Raw genomic sequence first — 18514 nt, 5'->3', positions numbered from 1 at the left:
CAACTACGCAGTCTTGCGTAGTAAGCCTTGCTTTTTCAGATAGACTAATAATAGCGAAATAGCAGCAGGGGTGATACCTGAAATACGTGACGCTTGGCCAATTGTATCTGGACGACTATCAGTAAGCTTTGCGATAACCTCATTTGATAAACCAGAAACAGTTGAATAATCAAAGTCTTTTGGTAATACAGTTTGTTCATGACGTAGCTGCTTATTGATCTCATCTTGCTGACGAGCAATATAGCCTGCGTACTTAGTATGGATCTCAACTTGCTCAAGTGCAGCTTGGTTATCAAACTCAGAACCTAAACCATCGATCGCCATTAAGTCGTTATAACGAATTTCAGGACGACGGATCAGATCTTCAAGGCTCGCTTCACGAGTCAGTGGTGTTTTTAATAATGCATTTACTTGATCAACAGCAACGTGATCTTTGTGGATCCATGTTTCTTTTAAACGTTGCGTTTCTTTTTCGATGATTTCCATTTTTTCGTTAAATGCAGCCCAACGAGCATCGTCAACTAAGCCAAGTTCACGGCCTTTTTCAGTTAAACGAATGTCGGCATTATCTTCACGAAGTAATAAACGGTATTCAGCACGGCTAGTAAACATACGGTACGGTTCTTTAGTACCTAATGTTGCTAGGTCGTCAATTAGTACACCTGTGTATGCTTCATCACGACGAGGTGTCCAAGACTCTTTGCCTTGTACTTGTAATGCGGCGTTCATACCCGCAATTAAACCTTGCGCGCCGGCTTCTTCGTAACCGGTTGTACCATTAATTTGGCCTGCGAAGAATAAACCATTAATAAACTTAGTTTCTAATGATTGCTTTAAGTCGCGCGGATCAAAGAAGTCATACTCAATTGCATAACCTGGACGACAAATATGTGCATTTTCAAAACCAGTGATTGATTGCACAATTTCAAGCTGTACATCAAACGGTAAGCTCGTTGAAATACCATTTGGATATAATTCGTATGATGTTAAACCTTCAGGCTCAACAAAGATTTGATGTTTGTCTTTATCAGCAAAACGTACGATCTTATCTTCGATTGAAGGGCAGTAACGTGGACCAATACCTTCAATTACACCTGAATACATAGGTGAGCGATGTAAGTTATTGCGGATCACATCATGTGTTTTTTCATTTGTATAAGTGATGTAACACGGGATCTGCTGTGGGTGATCCGATTGTTTACCCATAAATGAGAATACAGGCGTAGGGGTATCACCTGGCTGTTCTTGCATCTTGCTAAAATCAACAGTTCGCGCATCAATACGAGGAGGCGTGCCTGTTTTTAAGCGATCAACACGGAAAGGTAATTCACGTAATCGCTCTGCAAGTGCAATTGAAGGTGGATCACCGGCACGACCACCTTTGAAGTTCTCTAAACCAATATGGATCTGACCACCTAAGAAAGTACCTACGGTAAGAACCACAGAAGGCGCACTAAAACGAAGACCCATTTGCGTTACAACACCGATTACTCGATCACCTTCAACGATCAGATCGTCACATGATTGTTGGAAGATCTTTAAGTTTTTTTGATGTTGTAAAGTGTGTTGAATAGCTGCTTTATACAAAGCACGGTCAGCTTGAGCACGTGTAGCACGTACAGCAGGGCCTTTAGATGAATTTAAAGTACGAAATTGAATACCGCCTTTATCAATAGCCTGAGCCATTGCACCACCAAGTGCATCGATCTCTTTAACTAAATGGCCTTTACCAATACCGCCAATTGCCGGATTACAAGACATTTGACCAAGGGTATCCATATTATGAGTTAGCAATAGGGTATTCATGCCCATGCGAGCAGATGCTAATGCAGCTTCAGTACCTGCATGTCCACCACCTACAACAATAACATCAAAACGTTCGTGAAAAATCATTTATGGGATCCTACTTAATCGACCAGCAAAACTTTGTAAAGGGAGCGTATTCTACCTAGAAATTTAGAGAAGATAAATGATTAAACAGTGCTCAAGATCTAAGTGGGTGATCTCTAATAATATAAAGGATCTTTTAAAGAGATCTTTTATTACTCTTACTACTAGTAACGGCTAGATCTGTTGATAATGTTCGCTTTACCATTTAAAACATGATCTTAACGCAGATCTAAAGGTGTTAATATGATCGGATCTTCCCGCGTAAAAGCTTTGATCAAAAGGGCTATTTATTCACAGGGCAATATCGATTGGATCTTATCCAAGGGATAAACTAGGTTAAAATCGCAGTTAGATCAGTGTTTATCCACAATCCGATCTAAATTATCAGTAAATTGTGGGTAACTTTTATAACAACGATCAACACCGATCGGCTTAATTGAGCCCTGCTGATTCGATCCAGCTTGGTAACCAGGCTAATGCCGTGTCTTCTGGCAATGCTTCATCAAGAATATTTAGCTCTAAGCGATCTGCCACGCGGTTTGCGCCTTTATTAGCTAATAACTCATCTAGATTACGGCCTGCATAGTTATAGGTGTCGTAACTAGTGTCACCTAATCCGATCACACTGTAGTTTAATCCTTTAAGATCAGCCTGTTGGTTAATAGACTCAACAAATGGCAGTAGGTTCTCTGGGTAGTCTCCCGCGCCGTATGTAGAAGTACATAACAACCAAATAGTATCTTGCTGATCAATATCATCAAATACAGGCTGTTCATGAAGCTGCACTTGGATCCCTTGTTGTTCAAGGGCTTCTGCTAGTTGCTCTGCCACGTATTCTGCAGATCCCATTTGGCTGCCAACGATGATATTTACTGATTGCATGTGATTGATCATGTATAGAAATAAGTGGCCACATGATAACTAAGTTAGGGTGTGAGTAAAGCGTTGAATTACGATCTGAATAAGTTTTTCTGCTTAAAATGACAGCTTTAATTCAATGTTTTTTATAATCTACTGTTTTTAATGGTTTTTTATTTTTATTCATAAATCAAACCCTTTGATCAAGCTGTTAATAAATTTGGGGAAAGTTCTGATCAAGCTAAATATTGGAAACTGTATAACTTTGCTAAGTTGTTGATCTTTAATTATGTGTAAGCGCTTAAATTTTCAGATCTGATAAAAATCGTGAGTATGCTCGTTTTGTGGATAGATCGCTTGTTGATAACGATCGGTTTGCAATTTGCGATCAATAAAACAGATCGAAAAAAACTTAAATAAGCGCTAATAAAGGGTGTTTTTAAGAAAATTAGTTATCAAAAAGGGCTGTTGTATGAAAATAAATTCAAATATCAGCGTTTTTTTATGATCAAATCAGCCTTTAGATCTAAAAAAGCCCCAAATGTGGATAACATTTTTAGCTAAATTCGATCTTAAAAGCTGTTTTGATCTGATTTTTTAGCTCGCTAAGTTAATTTTCGATCTGAGTTAAACTGGTTTTTATCGTATTACCGACTAGATCATAGAGAGAATTACCCAGTGAGAAGCGTTTTGCGCCACCAGCAAAAGCCGCTTTTGCTGAGTTAAAATTATTCATTGCCATCACATTTAGTGGAATATCTATCGCGTTTGCTAAGCTGGTTATTTGCTCTATGTTAGTGAGACCGGGTACAAACAGACCATCTGCTCCTGCATCTTGATACGCTTTTGCGCGCTCTAATGTTGCTTGAAAAGGGGATTCACTTAGAAAGTAGGTATCGGTTCTGGCGTTTATAAATAAACGACCGAAGCCATTTTCGTTAAGTACTTTTTTTATCTCACTAATAATAGTGCATTGCTGTTCGATAGATCTCAGTGCGTTAGTGTCTTTATCTGAGTCCTCTATGTTGATACCAACAACCCTTAATCTTGCTAATGCTAAAACGTTTTGGCTAATTTGCTGCGGATCGTTACTGTAGCCTGACTCTATATCGACAGAGAGTGGAATATGTAAGTGTTCGGTTAAGCTTTTAACCAGCGCTAATTGAGTTTTAAAAGAGATGTTTTCACCATCAGCTAACCCTAAACTTGCCGCAATACCCCAGCTGGTTGTTGCTACGGCTTTAGCTCCCGCAGCTTGGATGAATTGTGCTGAACTAAGATCCCACGCATTGGCAAGTATAAAGCCGCTTTGCTGGTGGTGTAATTGGTGAAAGAGTTGATATTTGTCCATGATGTCCTCCGTTTAATGACATCGCTAGACTAATTGATATGAGGTTAATTACTGGCTGGTTTCGGCCCTGAACCGATAATTGATCACTAGACTAAAAGCAAAAAAGAGTCTTGCGACTCTTTTTTATAATATTGATGACCGGAATTTATTTACCGATACAGAACGAACTAAAGATTTTCCCTAGCAAGTCATCAGAGGTAAATTCACCCGTTATCTCATTTAAGAACTGTTGAGTTAGGCGTAACTCTTCAGCCAAGATCTCACCAGCAATATGCATCTCTAATTGCTCTTTGCCTGTGTTTAAATGATAGGCTGCATGATCAAGAGCATCTAAGTGACGACGGCGTGCCATAAATCCACCTTCTGTGGCGCCTTGGAAACCTATACATGCCTTTAAGTGAGTACGAACTAACTCTATACCCTCTGCATTTTTAGCGCTTAAACGGATCACCGGATATTGATCATGTTCATCCATACCGATATTTTCACCGGAAATATCGGCTTTATTTCGGATCACAGTAACACCCATACCCTCTGGCAACTTGGCCATAAACTCTGGCCAAATATCATGAGGATCAGTGGCTGATGTGTCTGTGCCGTCTAACATAAATAGTACGCGATCGGCTTGGTTAATTTCATCCCATGCGCGTTCAATACCAATTTGCTCTACTTTATCTGGGCTTTCACGCAGGCCTGCGGTATCAATAATATGTAGTGGCATACCATCAATGTGGATATGTTCGCGTAATACGTCACGTGTTGTACCTGCTATTTCGGTAACGATAGCAGCATCACGGCCAGCTAACGCATTAAGTAGGCTTGATTTACCAGCGTTAGGGCGACCCGCAATAACAACACGCATACCTTCACGCATGATGCTACCTTGTTTAGCTTGCTGAGTTACATTCTCTAATTGATCAATAATGGCATTGAGATCTGCGGATACTTTACCGTCTGATAAAAAGTCGATTTCTTCATCTGGAAAATCAATTGCGGCTTCAACATACATACGTAGGTGAATGACTTTCTCCACCAGCGTTTCAATATGTTTAGAGAATTCACCTTGCAGTGATTGGAGGGCGCTTTTTGCTGCTTGTTCACTGGTTGCATTAATTAAATCGGCAATTGCCTCTGCTTGAGTTAAATCAAGCTTATCATTCATGAATGCGCGCTCAGAGAACTCACCTGGTTTTGCTAAACGTACACCGTCAATTTGGCTAATTTCTTTTAATAGCATATCTAATACGACAGGGCCGCCGTGACCTTGTAGTTCTAGTACGTCTTCGCCGGTAAATGAATTTGGCCCTTGGAAGTAAATAGCAATACCTTGGTCAAGCTGTTCACCGTTCAAGCTTTTAAATGGTACATAGTCTGCGTAACGTGTTTTAGGACAACGGCCAATAATCTGTTCTGCCACTGTTTTAGCTAAACTGCCAGAGACGCGAATAATACCAACCCCACCACGTCCTGGTGCGGTCGCTTGTGCTGCAATTGTGTCTTGATTAATCATGCGATGAAATAATGCCAATAAAAGAATGAATGCTGGCTCTATTGTAACCTATGGCTTAATTTCATGCGAATAGCTGTTTGAGTAATGAAGTAGCAAAAGTCTGATGTAAGTAATACTTTATTTAGCTTTAATTAATAATAAACGGCCATTGCAAATAATAATTATATTCATTACCATGTTGCGCATTCTAAATCTTATCGTTTTTTATTATGCGTCTTTCTGCTGTTTTTATTGCACTTGCTGCTGGTTTTTCGGGCGTTGCACATGCTCAAACTGAAGTGACTACTCCGGATCAAAGTGATTCTAAAGAACTCGAAAAAATAGAAGTTGTTGGCCGTGCGTTCTCTTTATATCGCCCAACCGAGTCTAGCTTTGCTACTCGTACCAATACACCTTTAGAGAAAATTCCTCAGTCAATTCAAATTTTGCCGCAGGAGCTGATCAGTGATCAGGCTGCTCGTCAAATTACCGATCTTTATAGCAATATTGCTGGTGTTAATGCCTTTAGTTATTCAGGCGTGACATTCCGTGGTTTCCGCCAAGATGAGATTTTATATGATGGTGTAAAGGGCGACCCTTTCAATGGCTTTGCTGTACCGCAATTATTTAATATTGAACAAGTTGCGGTTTTAAAAGGGCCTGCTGGCGCTATATACGGTAGTGGTAATCCGGGTGGTATTATTAACTATGTAACTAAGAAGCCTAAATTCACCAGTGAACACAGTATTGAAGTTGAAGTAGGTAATGATGACTTCTTCAGTGGTGCATTAGAAAGCACTGGAACATTGAGTGAATCACTTGATAATCATGCTTACCGTGTTGGTCTTTACCGTGATACTGAAAAGCCATTCCGTGCTAATACTAGCAGCGATAATACCATTGTTGATTTTGGTTATACGTGGCTTATCAACAGTGCAACCGAATTGACCACTCAGTATACCTATATAGAGCAAGAGTTGGGTGGGGCACGTTTACGTGGTGTACCTGCTGATGATAATGGCAATTTTCTAACTGATATTAGCTGGAATCATAACGAGGCGACAGACTTTCAAAATGTTGAAGCCCATGTCTATCAGGCAACTTTAAAACATGAATTTAATGATGTTTGGCGCACCGATGTCACAGCACGTTATTTTGATAACAAAGAAGTGCAAAACTACCATGAACCAAGAGGCCTCGTAGATACAGATGACGACGGTATTGTTGATTGGAGCCATCGTGAGTTTCGTGATCAAGTACGTGAGAACGAAGGCTTTAGCTTAACAGCTAATGCGATTGCGGAGTTTGCATTTGCTAATATGCAGCATCAAGTGCTGTTTGGTAGTGATTGGTATGAACATGATTTTGAAAGCGTTTACCGTACAGCTACGCAACAAAGTAAAGGTGGCCCAGTACCAGGACTTGATCTTAACAACCCTGAGTATGGTTTAACCTCTGCTGATGATTATGATCTTGATAGTATTACACCTAGACTTGGCAAAACGAATAGCACCCGCTTTGGTGCCTACTTGCAAGATCAACTAGATATCACCGCTAATTGGAGTGTGACAGCTGGTTTAAGGTATGATCGTTTTGAAGATAAAGATCTGTTAAATCAAACCGAGTTTTCTGATAGCGACTTAACTTACCGTATTGGTACTAGCTATAACATTAACAATATGTTCTTCCCTTATGCGCTACATGGCACTGGCTTTGTGCCGCAAAGTGCGAGTAATCAAGAAACAGCAAAGGGCGGTCCGTTCTCTCCAGAGACTAGCCGTATTAACGAGTTAGGTTTAAGAACTAAGCTATTAGCAGACACACTTGCTGTTAATATGGCTGTGTACGATATTGTCCGTGAAAACATCCTGCAGCCTAGCTTATTAGGTGATGTTGCAGGTGACGGCGTTGATGACCTAGTTGCCGTTGGTGAAGTACAAAGTAAGGGCTTTGAACTTGAAGTGGTTGGTGACATCACTGAGCGCTGGGTAGTTACTGCAAGCTACGCTTATAATGATACCCGTATTACTAAAGCCAACGACAGCATTCGTAACCAAATTCCTGATAGCGATAAATTTGCTAACGCGCCGCAAAATACCCTAGGTATATGGACACGCTATGAGCTACCTAGCTTATCGTCATCTATTTCTGCTGGCTTAGACTATGTTGATGAACAGCTTAGTTTAGGTGGTCAACGTGTTAAACCTTACACTGTTTACAACATGGCGTGGCAAACAACCGTTGATAACTGGCAATGGCAGCTATCAGTTAAGAACCTATTTAATAAAGAATACGCAAGCAGTGGCTTTATCGAGCGAACAGGGCACTTTCCTGGTGAGCCACGCCGTGTCTATTTTAGTGCTAAATACAGTTTTTAATGGTGGCGTGTGAACGCTAAAAATTGGTTTAACTTACATTCTTGGGCAGGACTCTTTGTTGGAGTCCTGCTTTTTGTTACCTGTGTATCGGGAACACTCGCTACGTTAAGTCATGAACTCGAGTACTTAACAGACGCTAAATACCGTGCTTTAACTTCTTCTGCTTCGACTAACTACCTAGCTATCGAAAACACCCTTAATAAGCATTATCCGCAAGCTCAGTTACTTTATATCCAACGTCATAAGCAAGATTACCTTGCCATTGAGGCGGCTCTTAAAGTCGGTGATTCATTTCGCTTTGTTTATTTAGATGCTGCAACGGGTCGCTTACTAGGTGAAGGAGAGTGGGCGCGGATATCGCGGTTTTTACGTAACTGGCATATGAACTTGTCGATGGGCTGGATGGGTAAACTAATCGTCACCAGTTTGAGTATTTTACTCGTTATTTTATTGGTCTCGAGTTTTTATGTGTATCGGCGCTGGTGGCAAGGCTTTATGAAAAAGCCTGCTGCGCTAAGCCTAGATAAACGTAGTAGTTGGTCTGATTGGCATAAGCTGTTAGGGCTTTGGAGTTTATGGTTTATTGCTGTGATGGCCATCACAGGGGTTTGGTATCTGGTAGAACATGGGCTGCAAACTGCGAATGTACCTCACTATGTCTCTAGTCCACCAGCCGTGAGTGAGTTTAAAAAACAAAGCCCTCGCAAAGATCTAACACCAATTAGTTTAGCTGCTGCTTATGAAGCTGCTCAACAGGCATTTCCTAGCCTTGATATTCGCTATATTCGTTATCCTAATAAAGCGGATCAGCCTATTGAAGTGCGTGGTTATAACGATGATATTTTATTGCGCCTGCGTGCTAACCGGGTTTATTTAAAACCAAGTTCCGGTGAAGTTCTTGGTATACAAAAAGGGGAAGAACTAAACCTGCTTCCACGAATTAAAGACACCGCTGATCCGCTGCACTTTGGTAACTTTGCAGGCATTGGTACCAAGCTTATTTGGGGGTTATTTGGTGTATTGATGAGCTTTGTAAGCGCTGCTGGCATCTATATGAGTTGGCTTAGGGTTAAGCGTAAAACAACGGCTGTAAAGTGGCTTGGTTTATCTGGGGTGGTTGCAATCGGTTTGGTAGTTGCTTCGTTACTAACAACGAGTTTGAGCTTTACTGAACGCAGTGTGCCCAATCAAGTTTATTCTCCTATTCTCGGTTAGCTTTTTTCAGGCAATAAAAAAGGCGCAGTTAGCGCCTTTTTTATTGGGTTAAGAGTTAGCCTCTTACCTTAATACCTTTTTTCTCCATACCGCGGTAGATGATTAGCATCTGAGCGATTGAGATAAGGTTCGATACTAACCAGTAAAGTACTAGGCCAGATGGGAACCATAAGAAGAAAATAGAGAATACAACTGGCATAAAGGTCATCATTTTTTGCTGCATAGGGTCAGTAACCGTCATAGGTTGCAGCTTTTGAGTGATGAACATACTTAAACCAAATAAAACCGGTAATACGTAGTATGGGTCCATTGCTGATAAGTCATTTAACCATAAAATAAATTCAGCATGACGTAGCTCAGTTGATTCTAAGAATACGTAGAATAACGCTAAGAAGATTGGCATTTGTAGTAACAGTGGGAAACAGCCACCCATTGGGTTCACTTTTTCTTTGCGGTACATTTCCATCATAGCTTGACCGAATTTTTGACGGTCATCACCATACTTTTCTTTTAGTGCAGCCATTTTAGGCTGTAAGGCACGCATCTTCGCCATTGACGTGTATTGTGCTTTAGTAAGCGGGTACATTGCCGTTTTAACGATAACCGTGATTGCAATGATAGCTAGACCCCAGTTACCTAGGATGCTGTGTAACCACTTAAGTAGTACGAATAATGGTTGTGAGATAAACCATAACCAACCGTAGTCTACAGTTAGGTCTAAGTCTGGGTGAATTGCTTCTAGTACGTCAGACTCTTTCGGGCCCATATAGTAAGTTGAGCTAAGTGTTGCTTGCGTACCAGCTTGTACGTTAACTGCTTCACCTTTAGTACCAATAATTGCCGCATTACCGGCAACTAATTTGCTGTAAAGGGTATTTTGTTGGTCTTGCTTTGGTACCCACGCACTTACAAAGTAGTGTTGGATAAATGCAATGTAGCCGCCAGCTGTAGTGATGTTAAGGTTTTTATCAGCCATGTCTGAGAAGCTGTACTTTTCGTATGGCTCTTCTTCAGTACCAAATGCTGCGCCTAAGTAGTTTTGATCTACTAAGCTACCTTTTTCTTGTACTGTGCGTTTTACTTGCGTGTATAACTGAACTTGAATTGGATCAGCTGTTACGTTGTTTACTGTGTACTCTAAATCTACAGCGTAGTCGCCTTTTTTGAAGATATAAGTTTTAGTAAACGTCACACCTTTACTGTCAGTAAACTCAAGTGGTACACGTAGCTCGTCACCCGTTAAAGTGAATGCTTTTTGTGTGGTTTTATAAACAGGGCGACCAGCAACAGTTGCGTCAGGACCATTTAAACCAATTAAGCCACTTTGCGAGAAGTATTGCTTACCATCGAACTCACCTAATAGCATGTAAGGTGTGTTACTGCCTTTTTCTTCTTCGTACTGAAGTAAGTCTGTTTCAATGATGTCACCACCACGGGTGTCAATTTTAACAGTGAATACGTCAGTTGTTACATCGATAACTGAGCGCTTTGCTGTCGTTACAGCTGGAACTTCACCGTCAGATGATGCAGGAATAAAGTCATCAGATTCTGGTGTTGTTGCGCCTAGTGTTTGTGTTGTGGCACTTGGATCAGCCTTTGGTGCGTTGTAGTCGTTATTCCATTCTTGAAATAATAAAAACGACACAAGCATCAAGCCGATTAATAAAAACGTGCGTTGCGATTCCATAACAGCTCTTATTTCTCGTGTTGGTGGTTAATATGATTTTTTGCCGGTACGGGATCATCCCCACCAGCATGTAAAGGGTGGCATTTTAATATGCGTTTAACAGCTAACCAACTGCCTTTTACACTTCCATGCAAATTAATTGCTTGAATAGCGTAACTAGAGCAGGTTGGATTAAAACGACAATGCGGGCCTAATAGTGGGCTTATCCATTTTTGATAGCCGCGTATTAGCATGACTAAACAGCGCTTTGGAATAGCAACAAGTGGTTTAAGTAACCTCATGATGTGTCTGCCCCTGCGTTAATTTAGTCAATGGATACCATGAATTTAAATTCCCATCGTAGAATTTTAAATGCATGATTAAAAGGTGAGCTAAAGATACCTTAATTAAGCCTGTAATTCTATTGCTATCAGGCTTGTTTATTAGATTTAGCTGATTTATTCGGGCGTTTTTTAAATGGTGGTGGTTTAGGTGCACCAGGCTTGCAGCGTTCGTTAATTTTTCGCCACAATTTATTTAGTTGCTTTGTTAGCTCTTCGTTGGACTGTTCATCAATACCACTTTTAACCATAAGCACAATATCAATGTTATCGAGTTTGTGCTGATTTAAACGGAAACTTTCGCGAGCAAGTCGTTTAATTCGATTACGTTGACAGGCTTTTTTAACGCGTTTTTTTGCGACCGTAAGACCTAATCGAGGATTAGTTTGGTCATTGCGTTTAGCTAATAGGGTAAAGAAAGGAGTCGCAGCGCGTGCTGGTTCATTAAAGATTCGAGAGTAATGCGAGGGAGTTAACAGACGTAACTCCCTGCTGAAGCTAAAGTCTTCCACTTATATATTAAGCAGAAAGAACTTTACGGCCTTTAGCACGACGACGAGCTAATACTTTACGGCCATTTGCTGTTGCCATACGAGCACGGAAACCGTGTGTACGTTTGCGTTTTAAAACGCTAGGTTGAAAAGTTCTTTTCATAACAATTCCATCCGATCGGTTAAGGTTAAAACATCCTATGCAGGTCGCGATCCTGGCACAGGTGCCATTGCGAGCGCGAGATATTATAGATGAAGACAACAAAAGTCAATCATTAAAACGCTGCAGAGGCCGTAATTATAAAGGATCCTTTTAACTGATCATATAGGATCATCATAAATAAGAAGTTTTCCACAGCCTCTGTATAAAAAGTGAATAAAAGCTTGGGAAAAGCCAATTCGATCGTAGAATTTGATCGCGATCTGGCTGCAAATTTGTTATGATCACTGTTCGAGCTTAAAAAATAATTTTCTTAAAAATCAGTGTTTTATTCTTTTATGTTGCTGAGATCATATTTTTCATAAAAATCAATCTTGTACTTGTGGATAAAGTACCTTCATAATAGTCGGTCTGGGCCAAGAAAGTTGGTCAAAGATTAGCAATAAATGTTTGATTTTCCATCATTAAAGATGAACGGGAATAAAAATTAAATCTCTGGGAGTTTAACTGTGTATCTGTCGGTTTGGCAAAGTTGTTTATATGTATTGCAAGATGAATTGCCTTCACAGCAATTCAGTATGTGGGTAAGACCACTTCAAGCAGAAAGTACCGAAGATACGTTGACTATATATGCACCTAACCGTTTTGTTTTGGATTGGGTGAGAGAAAAGTATTTAAACCGTATTAATGAACTACTCGTTGAAATTTGTGGTGATGAAGCACCTGAATTACGTTTTGATGTTGGTAGTAAACCTATTTTAAATGCCCAAGTGGCATCTGCACCGGCTGCAGCAGAAACAAGCGCATCTGTTCCACAACAAGCTGCTGAAAAGCAACAGCCAAAACCTGAAAAAGCAGCGGTCGAACCTGCACCAAAATCAGGCTATAAATCAAACATTAAAGAAAATTATACCTTTGATAGCTTTGTTGAAGGTAAATCAAACCAATTAGCAAAAGCTGCAGCGACTCAAGTTGCAGATAACCCAGGTTCAGCATTTAACCCTGTATTTATATACGGTGGTACTGGCTTAGGTAAAACTCACTTATTACACGCTGTTGGTAACGGTATTATGGCTAATAAGCCAGACGCGAAAATTGTTTATATGCACTCAGAGAGATTTGTGCAAGACATGGTTAAAGCGCTACAAAATAATGCCATAGAAGAATTTAAACGTTATTACCGAAGTGTTGATGCATTGATGATCGATGACATTCAATTTTTCGCTAATAAAGAACGCTCACAAGAAGAGTTCTTTCATACCTTCAATGCTTTACTTGAAGGAAATCAACAAATTATCTTAACTTCAGACCGCTATCCTAAAGAGATAGAAGGGGTTGAAGATCGCCTTAAATCACGTTTTGGTTGGGGCTTAACAATTGCTATTGAGCCACCAGAACTTGAAACGCGCGTTGCTATTTTGATGAAAAAAGCGCAGCAAAGTAAAATCAATTTACCTCACGAAGTTGCCTTTTTTATCGCTAAAAAGTTGCGTTCAAATGTGCGGGAATTAGAAGGGGCGTTAAACCGCGTTATTGCTAATGCAAACTTTACTGGTCGTCCGATTTCAATCGACTTTGTAAAAGAAGCGCTACGTGACTTACTTGCGCTGCAAGATAAATTGGTAACGATAGATAATATTCAACGCACTGTTGCTGAGTATTACCGCATTCGTGTATCAGATTTACTATCTAAACGCCGTAGCCGTTCAGTAGCAAGACCACGTCAAGTGGCCATGGCATTATCAAAAGAACTTACAAATCACAGTTTACCTGAGATTGGTGACGCCTTTGGTGGTCGTGATCACACAACTGTATTACACGCTTGTCGTAAAGTTAAATCACTACGTGACGAAAGCCACGAAGTGAAAGAAGATTATCAAAACTTAATAAGAACCTTGTCATCTTAAGGCCGACTTTATTATGCAAATAACAATATCAAGAGAGCAATTTTTAAAACCTTTAGTTCAAGTGTCTGGTGCGATTGAGCGTAAGCACACCTTACCGATTTTATCGAACGTACTGTTAGTTGTTGAAAACGGGCAACTTTCGATGACGGGTACTGATCTTGAAATTGAGTTAGTGGCGAGTGTGTTTGTCGGTGAAGATACCACAGATACGCAACTCACTTTACCAGCTAAAAAGTTACTCGATATTTGTAAAAGTTTACCTGATGGCTCAGACCTAACGTTAAGTAGCCAAGATCATCAGTTACTATTAACAAGCGGTAAAAGCCGTTTTTCTTTAACTACGCTGGCCGCTGAAGATTTTCCGAATCTTGAGCAGTGGGATGGTGAAGTTGAATTTCAACTAACGCGTTTAGAATTGCGTAAACTTTTAGAAAGCACGCACTTTTCTATGGCGAATCAAGACGTACGTTATTACTTAAACGGTATGTCATTTGAAGTTGATAACGCAGATATTAAAACAGTGGCTACAGATGGTCACCGTTTGGCGATTGCACAAAAGCAATTACCACAGTCTTTAAATACACAACGTCAGTTAATTATTCCACGTAAAGGTGTACAAGAAATTATGCGCCTAATGGTGGCTGATGATGAGCTAGTAACCATTCAATTTGGTGCTAACCATATTCGTATTATTGATACTGAGTTTACATTTACTAGTAAACTAGTTGATGGTCGTTTCCCTGATTATCGTCGAGTATTGCCACGTGGTGGTGATAAAGTGATTACTGCTAACCGTGAATGGTTGCGCAGTGCTTTCCAACGTGTGTCTATTTTATCGAATGAAAAATTCCGTGGTGTACGTTTAAACTTGTCTGAAGGTTTATTAAAAATTACAGCAAACAACCCTGAGCAGGAACAAGCTGAAGAGGTGGTTGAAGTAATGTACCAAGGCGGCGAACTTGAAATTGGCTTTAACGTTTCTTATGTACTTGATGTACTTAATACATTAAAAACAGAAGATGTAACCTTTACGCTTGCAGACTCTAATAGCAGTGCGCTAATTGAAGGTGCAGGTGACGAAGAAGCTATGTACGTTGTAATGCCGATGCGCCTATAAGCTTATATGAGTTTAAGTCATTTAAGCCTCAATAATTTTCGGAATATTGAGGCGCTGACACTTGAGCCGGTTAATGGCATAAACATTATCTATGGCGAAAATGGCAGCGGAAAAACCAGTCTCCTTGAGGCGATATATTTCCTTTCTCACGGTAAATCATTTCGTACCGCCAAACATAAAAATATCATTCAGCATCAACAAGACAAGTTTGTGATTCATGGTCGCAAAGCGCTGCATGATTTGTCTATTCCGATTGGTATAAGCAAAAACCAAGCGGGTGAAACGTCTTTAAAGATTCAGGGAAAAACGAGCCGTAAAATCTCTGAATTAGCTCAGCTAGTGCCAGTGCAAGTGATTACTCCAGAAAGCTATTCATTGTTTTTTGGTGGCCCAAAAGAGCGTAGAAAATTTCTCGATCTAGGATTGTTCCACGTGGAACATGACTTTTTTTACTTGTGGCAGTCTTTTAATAAAGTACTGAAACAACGTAATGCTTTATTAAAAAGTAAACCTAGAGATTATTTCGAGCAGATCAAGTTTTGGGATAAAGAATTTGTTAGACTAGCTGAACAAATAAATAATCTAAGAATCGCGTATATAAGTAGGTTTAAGCAGCAGTTTTTTGATAAAATGTGTGCAGAATTAACGCTTGTAAGCGATTTAGAAATAAACTTTCATGCGGGCTGGAAAGAGAGTGAAACGCTCTCCGAGGCGCTTGAGCAAAGCTTTGAACGTGATGCCAAACAAGGTTTCACAAGTAAAGGTCCGCATAAAGCTGATTTTAGTTTTAGTGTTTCTGGTAACAGTGTAGAAAATACCTTTTCTCGCGGTCAATTGAAGCTCTTGCTTTATGCGTTAAAAGTAACGCAAAATAGCTTAATTGAGTCAGAAACAGATAAGCAATCTATATTGCTAATAGATGACTTACCTTCAGAACTGGGTGAAGATACAAAAGAAAAAGTGGGTCAACTTTTGACTCATTGCGATTCGCAACTTTTTATCTCATCAATTTTATCTGAAAGTATTTCTGCTGTGGTGGAACCCATGCAACGAGAACTAAAAATGTTCCACGTGAAACATGGCAACCTAATAACAAGATAAGTGGGATTAACCATGTCTGAGAATTACGATTCGTCGAGTATTAAAGTACTTAAAGGATTAGACGCAGTAAGAAAGCGTCCAGGAATGTATATAGGGGACACCGATGACGGTACAGGCCTTCACCATATGGTGTTTGAGGTTGTTGATAACTCTATCGATGAAGCCTTAGCTGGTCATTGTGATGATATTTTTGTAACGATTCACTTAGACGGTTCAGTCTCTGTAAGAGATAACGGTCGTGGTATTCCAACATCTATTCACGAAGAAGAAGGTGTTTCTGCGGCTGAAGTTATCATGACGGTACTTCATGCTGGTGGTAAGTTCGATGATAACTCATATAAAGTATCTGGTGGCTTACACGGTGTAGGTGTTTCGGTAGTAAATGCACTATCTGAAAAGCTGCAACTGACCATTCGTCGTGAAGGCAAAATTCACCAACAAACATATACTATGGGTGTACCAGATGCGCCATTAGCTATAATTGGTGACGCAACAGACACAGGTACTGAATTACGTTTCTGGCCAAGTGGTGAAACATTCAGTGACCTTAACTTCCACTACGATATCTTAGCAAAACGTTTGCGTGAGCTTTCGTTCTTAAACTCTGGTGTAAGTATCATTCTTACTGATGAGCGTGAAGAATCTAAGAATGACCACTTCAAATATGACGGTGGTATCCAAGCATTCGTAGAATATCTAAACCGTAACAAAACACCTGTACATAAAAGTGTTTTCCACTTTACCCATGAGCGTGAAGAAGACGGTATTAGTGTAGAAGTTTCAATGCAATGGAACGATGGCTTCCAAGAAAGCATTTACTGTTTCACAAACAACATTCCACAACGTGATGGTGGTACGCACTTAGCTGGCTTTAGAGCTGCATTAACGCGTACGCTAAATAACTACATGGAAAAAGAAGGCTTTAACAAAAAAGCGAAAACAACAAGCAATGCGACGGGTGATGATGCTCGTGAAGGCTTAACTGCGGTTGTAAGTGTTAAAGTTCCTGATCCTAAGTTCTCATCACAAACTAAAGACAAACTAGTATCAAGTGAAGTTAAGTCTGCTGTAGAACAAGCAATGGCAGAAAAATTAACAGAGTTCTTATTAGAAAACCCAGTTGATGCTAAAACGGTAGTTGGCAAAATTATCGATGCAGCACGTGCTCGTGAAGCTGCGCGTAAAGCACGTGAGATGACACGCCGTAAAGGTGCAATGGATTTAGCTGGTTTACCAGGTAAATTGGCAGACTGCCAAGAAAAAGATCCAGCACTTTCTGAACTATACATAGTGGAGGGTGACTCTGCAGGTGGTTCAGCTAAGCAGGGTCGTAACCGTAAAAACCAAGCAATTTTGCCACTTAAAGGTAAGATTCTTAACGTTGAAAAAGCACGCTTTGATAAGATGCTTTCTTCTCAAGAAGTAGCAACTTTAATCACTGCATTAGGCTGTGGTATTGGTCGTGATGAATATGACCCAGAAAAGCTACGTTATCATCGTATCATTATCATGACCGATGCGGACGTGGATGGTTCTCACATTCGTACCTTACTACTGACTTTCTTCTACCGTCAAATGCCAGAGATTGTAGAAAAAGGCTTTATCTATATTGCGCAACCACCACTTTATAAAGTGAAAAAAGGTAAGCAAGAACGCTACATTAAAGATGATCCAGCGCTTGTTGATTACTTAACATCATTAGCATTAAACAATGCTGCACTTTATACAAGCGAAGGTGCATCTGCACTTGAAGGTGAAGAACTAGAAAGAATCGTTCACGATTATCAAAATACAGTTAAAGTGATTGAACGCTTAAAACGTAAATATCCAAATTCAATTATGGAACGTTTAATTTATCAAAGCGAAATTACCGAAGCTGATTTAGCAGATGAAGCAAAAGTTAAAGAGTGGACTAACACGCTAGTTGACGACTTAATTGCACGTGATGAAGATGCAACTATCTTCCATGCGGGCACTGAGCACGATACTGAGCGCAACATGTATTATCCTGTTGTGAATATTCGTCAGCATGGTGTGGATAAAGCACATGTACTAAACCATGACTTCATTACATCGCGTGACTACAAACGCATAGCAGCGACAGGTGTAAACATTGCTAACTTACTTGAAGAAGGGGCATATGTTCAACGCGGTGAGAAAACTCTTGCTGTTGATAACTTTGTGGATGCATTAGAGTGGTTAATCAATGAATCGAAGCGTGGCCTTTATATTCAACGCTATAAAGGACTCGGTGAGATGAACCCTGATCAGCTTTGGGAAACCACTATGGACCCAGATGCTCGTCGTATGTTGAAAGTAACAATTGAAGATGCAGTAGCGGCAGACCAATTGTTTGCGACTCTAATGGGTGACCAAGTGGAGCCGCGTCGTGACTTCATCGAAACGAATGCGCTACGTGTAGTTAACCTAGACGTATAACGCGAAATTAAGAATTAAAAAGGAGCCTACAGGCTAATGCTGATCAGTTAAGAAGTTGATCAGTTGACCGATCAGAATGATCATGCACAATCCGTAGTTAGGCAACTAACT

Annotated in this window: 14 protein-coding genes; 6 read left to right on the top strand and 8 right to left on the bottom strand. The window is 40.2% G+C overall.

Annotation, left to right across the window (positions count from 1 at the left end; all coding sequences use genetic code 11):
• Window positions 1-3: 3 nt before the first annotated feature.
• The 4 genes from mnmG to mnmE form a co-directional block, all read right to left on the bottom strand.
• Window positions 4-1893: a tRNA uridine-5-carboxymethylaminomethyl(34) synthesis enzyme MnmG gene (gene mnmG / locus HUS62_RS19510; protein WP_175080867.1), complete on the bottom strand. Its 1890-nt coding sequence runs from the start codon at window positions 1891-1893 to the stop codon at window positions 4-6.
• Between the two features lie 429 nt (window positions 1894-2322).
• Window positions 2323-2772, bottom strand: a complete 450-nt coding sequence (mioC, locus tag HUS62_RS19505) for an FMN-binding protein MioC (protein WP_175080866.1) — start codon at window positions 2770-2772, stop codon at window positions 2323-2325.
• 586 nt (window positions 2773-3358) lie between these two features.
• Complete coding sequence (locus HUS62_RS19500; RefSeq protein ID WP_175080865.1) at window positions 3359-4099, bottom strand: isocitrate lyase/phosphoenolpyruvate mutase family protein; 741 nt, start codon at window positions 4097-4099, stop codon at window positions 3359-3361.
• 145 nt (window positions 4100-4244) lie between these two features.
• Window positions 4245-5609 (bottom strand): tRNA uridine-5-carboxymethylaminomethyl(34) synthesis GTPase MnmE, encoded by a 1365-nt coding sequence (mnmE, locus tag HUS62_RS19495; protein WP_175080864.1) that lies wholly within the window; start codon window positions 5607-5609, stop codon window positions 4245-4247.
• A gap of 209 nt (window positions 5610-5818) precedes the next feature.
• Between mnmE and HUS62_RS19490 the strand changes: the two genes are divergently transcribed.
• The gene (locus HUS62_RS19490) at window positions 5819-7966 is read left to right on the top strand and encodes a TonB-dependent siderophore receptor (RefSeq protein ID WP_175080863.1); all 2148 of its coding nucleotides are present in this window, start codon (window positions 5819-5821) and stop codon (window positions 7964-7966) included.
• A 9-nt stretch (window positions 7967-7975) separates the two neighbouring features.
• Complete coding sequence (locus HUS62_RS19485; protein ID WP_175080862.1) at window positions 7976-9181, top strand: PepSY domain-containing protein; 1206 nt, start codon at window positions 7976-7978, stop codon at window positions 9179-9181.
• A gap of 55 nt (window positions 9182-9236) precedes the next feature.
• Here HUS62_RS19485 and yidC read toward each other — a convergent pair whose 3' ends face one another.
• The 4 genes from yidC to rpmH all read right to left on the bottom strand — a co-directional run bounded on the left by yidC (window position 9237) and on the right by rpmH (window position 11842).
• Entirely contained in the window at window positions 9237-10868 is a 1632-nt protein-coding gene (gene yidC / locus HUS62_RS19480; RefSeq protein WP_175080861.1) for a membrane protein insertase YidC, read from the bottom strand.
• Window positions 10869-10876: 8 nt separating this feature from the next.
• Entirely contained in the window at window positions 10877-11149 is a 273-nt protein-coding gene (gene yidD / locus HUS62_RS19475) for a membrane protein insertion efficiency factor YidD (protein ID WP_054563758.1), read from the bottom strand.
• Window positions 11150-11277: 128 nt separating this feature from the next.
• Window positions 11278-11700, bottom strand: a complete 423-nt coding sequence (gene rnpA, locus HUS62_RS19470) for a ribonuclease P protein component (RefSeq protein WP_058583673.1) — start codon at window positions 11698-11700, stop codon at window positions 11278-11280.
• 7 nt (window positions 11701-11707) lie between these two features.
• Window positions 11708-11842, bottom strand: a complete 135-nt coding sequence (gene rpmH, locus HUS62_RS19465; protein WP_008488847.1) for a 50S ribosomal protein L34 — start codon at window positions 11840-11842, stop codon at window positions 11708-11710.
• A gap of 506 nt (window positions 11843-12348) precedes the next feature.
• On the opposite strand from rpmH, the gene dnaA reads away from it, so the two are divergent.
• From dnaA to gyrB, 4 genes are read left to right on the top strand one after another with little or no spacing between them, the layout of a single operon-like run.
• Entirely contained in the window at window positions 12349-13746 is a 1398-nt protein-coding gene (gene dnaA, locus HUS62_RS19460) for a chromosomal replication initiator protein DnaA (protein ID WP_175080860.1), read from the top strand.
• 13 nt (window positions 13747-13759) lie between these two features.
• Entirely contained in the window at window positions 13760-14863 is a 1104-nt protein-coding gene (dnaN, locus tag HUS62_RS19455) for a DNA polymerase III subunit beta (protein ID WP_054563760.1), read from the top strand.
• 6 nt (window positions 14864-14869) lie between these two features.
• Complete coding sequence (gene recF, locus HUS62_RS19450) at window positions 14870-15964, top strand: DNA replication/repair protein RecF (protein WP_054563761.1); 1095 nt, start codon at window positions 14870-14872, stop codon at window positions 15962-15964.
• A 12-nt stretch (window positions 15965-15976) separates the two neighbouring features.
• Complete coding sequence (gene gyrB, locus HUS62_RS19445; protein ID WP_175080859.1) at window positions 15977-18403, top strand: DNA topoisomerase (ATP-hydrolyzing) subunit B; 2427 nt, start codon at window positions 15977-15979, stop codon at window positions 18401-18403.
• The last annotated feature ends 111 nt before the right edge of the window (window positions 18404-18514 follow it).

This window comes from Pseudoalteromonas sp. 0303 (assembly GCF_013349995.1).
In the GTDB taxonomy this organism is placed as follows: domain Bacteria; phylum Pseudomonadota; class Gammaproteobacteria; order Enterobacterales; family Alteromonadaceae; genus Pseudoalteromonas.
The sequence above is the reverse complement of the archived record's forward strand: the minus strand, read 5'-3'. Positions and strand labels throughout refer to the sequence as shown.

Bases quoted from the DNA above. Each gene is read 5' to 3' on its own strand.
- mnmG (WP_175080867.1), bottom strand. From the start codon at position 1,893: ATGATTTTTCACGAACGTTTTGATGTTATTGTTGTAGGTGGTGGACAT.
- mioC (WP_175080866.1), bottom strand. From the start codon at position 2,772: ATGCAATCAGTAAATATCATCGTTGGCAGCCAAATGGGATCTGCAGAA.
- HUS62_RS19500 (WP_175080865.1), bottom strand. From the start codon at position 4,099: ATGGACAAATATCAACTCTTTCACCAATTACACCACCAGCAAAGCGGC.
- mnmE (WP_175080864.1), bottom strand. From the start codon at position 5,609: ATGATTAATCAAGACACAATTGCAGCACAAGCGACCGCACCAGGACGT.
- HUS62_RS19490 (WP_175080863.1), top strand. From the start codon at position 5,819: ATGCGTCTTTCTGCTGTTTTTATTGCACTTGCTGCTGGTTTTTCGGGC.
- yidC (WP_175080861.1), bottom strand. From the start codon at position 10,868: ATGGAATCGCAACGCACGTTTTTATTAATCGGCTTGATGCTTGTGTCG.
- yidD (WP_054563758.1), bottom strand. From the start codon at position 11,149: ATGAGGTTACTTAAACCACTTGTTGCTATTCCAAAGCGCTGTTTAGTC.
- rpmH (WP_008488847.1), bottom strand. From the start codon at position 11,842: ATGAAAAGAACTTTTCAACCTAGCGTTTTAAAACGCAAACGTACACAC.
- dnaN (WP_054563760.1), top strand. From the start codon at position 13,760: ATGCAAATAACAATATCAAGAGAGCAATTTTTAAAACCTTTAGTTCAA.
- recF (WP_054563761.1), top strand. From the start codon at position 14,870: ATGAGTTTAAGTCATTTAAGCCTCAATAATTTTCGGAATATTGAGGCG.
- gyrB (WP_175080859.1), top strand. From the start codon at position 15,977: ATGTCTGAGAATTACGATTCGTCGAGTATTAAAGTACTTAAAGGATTA.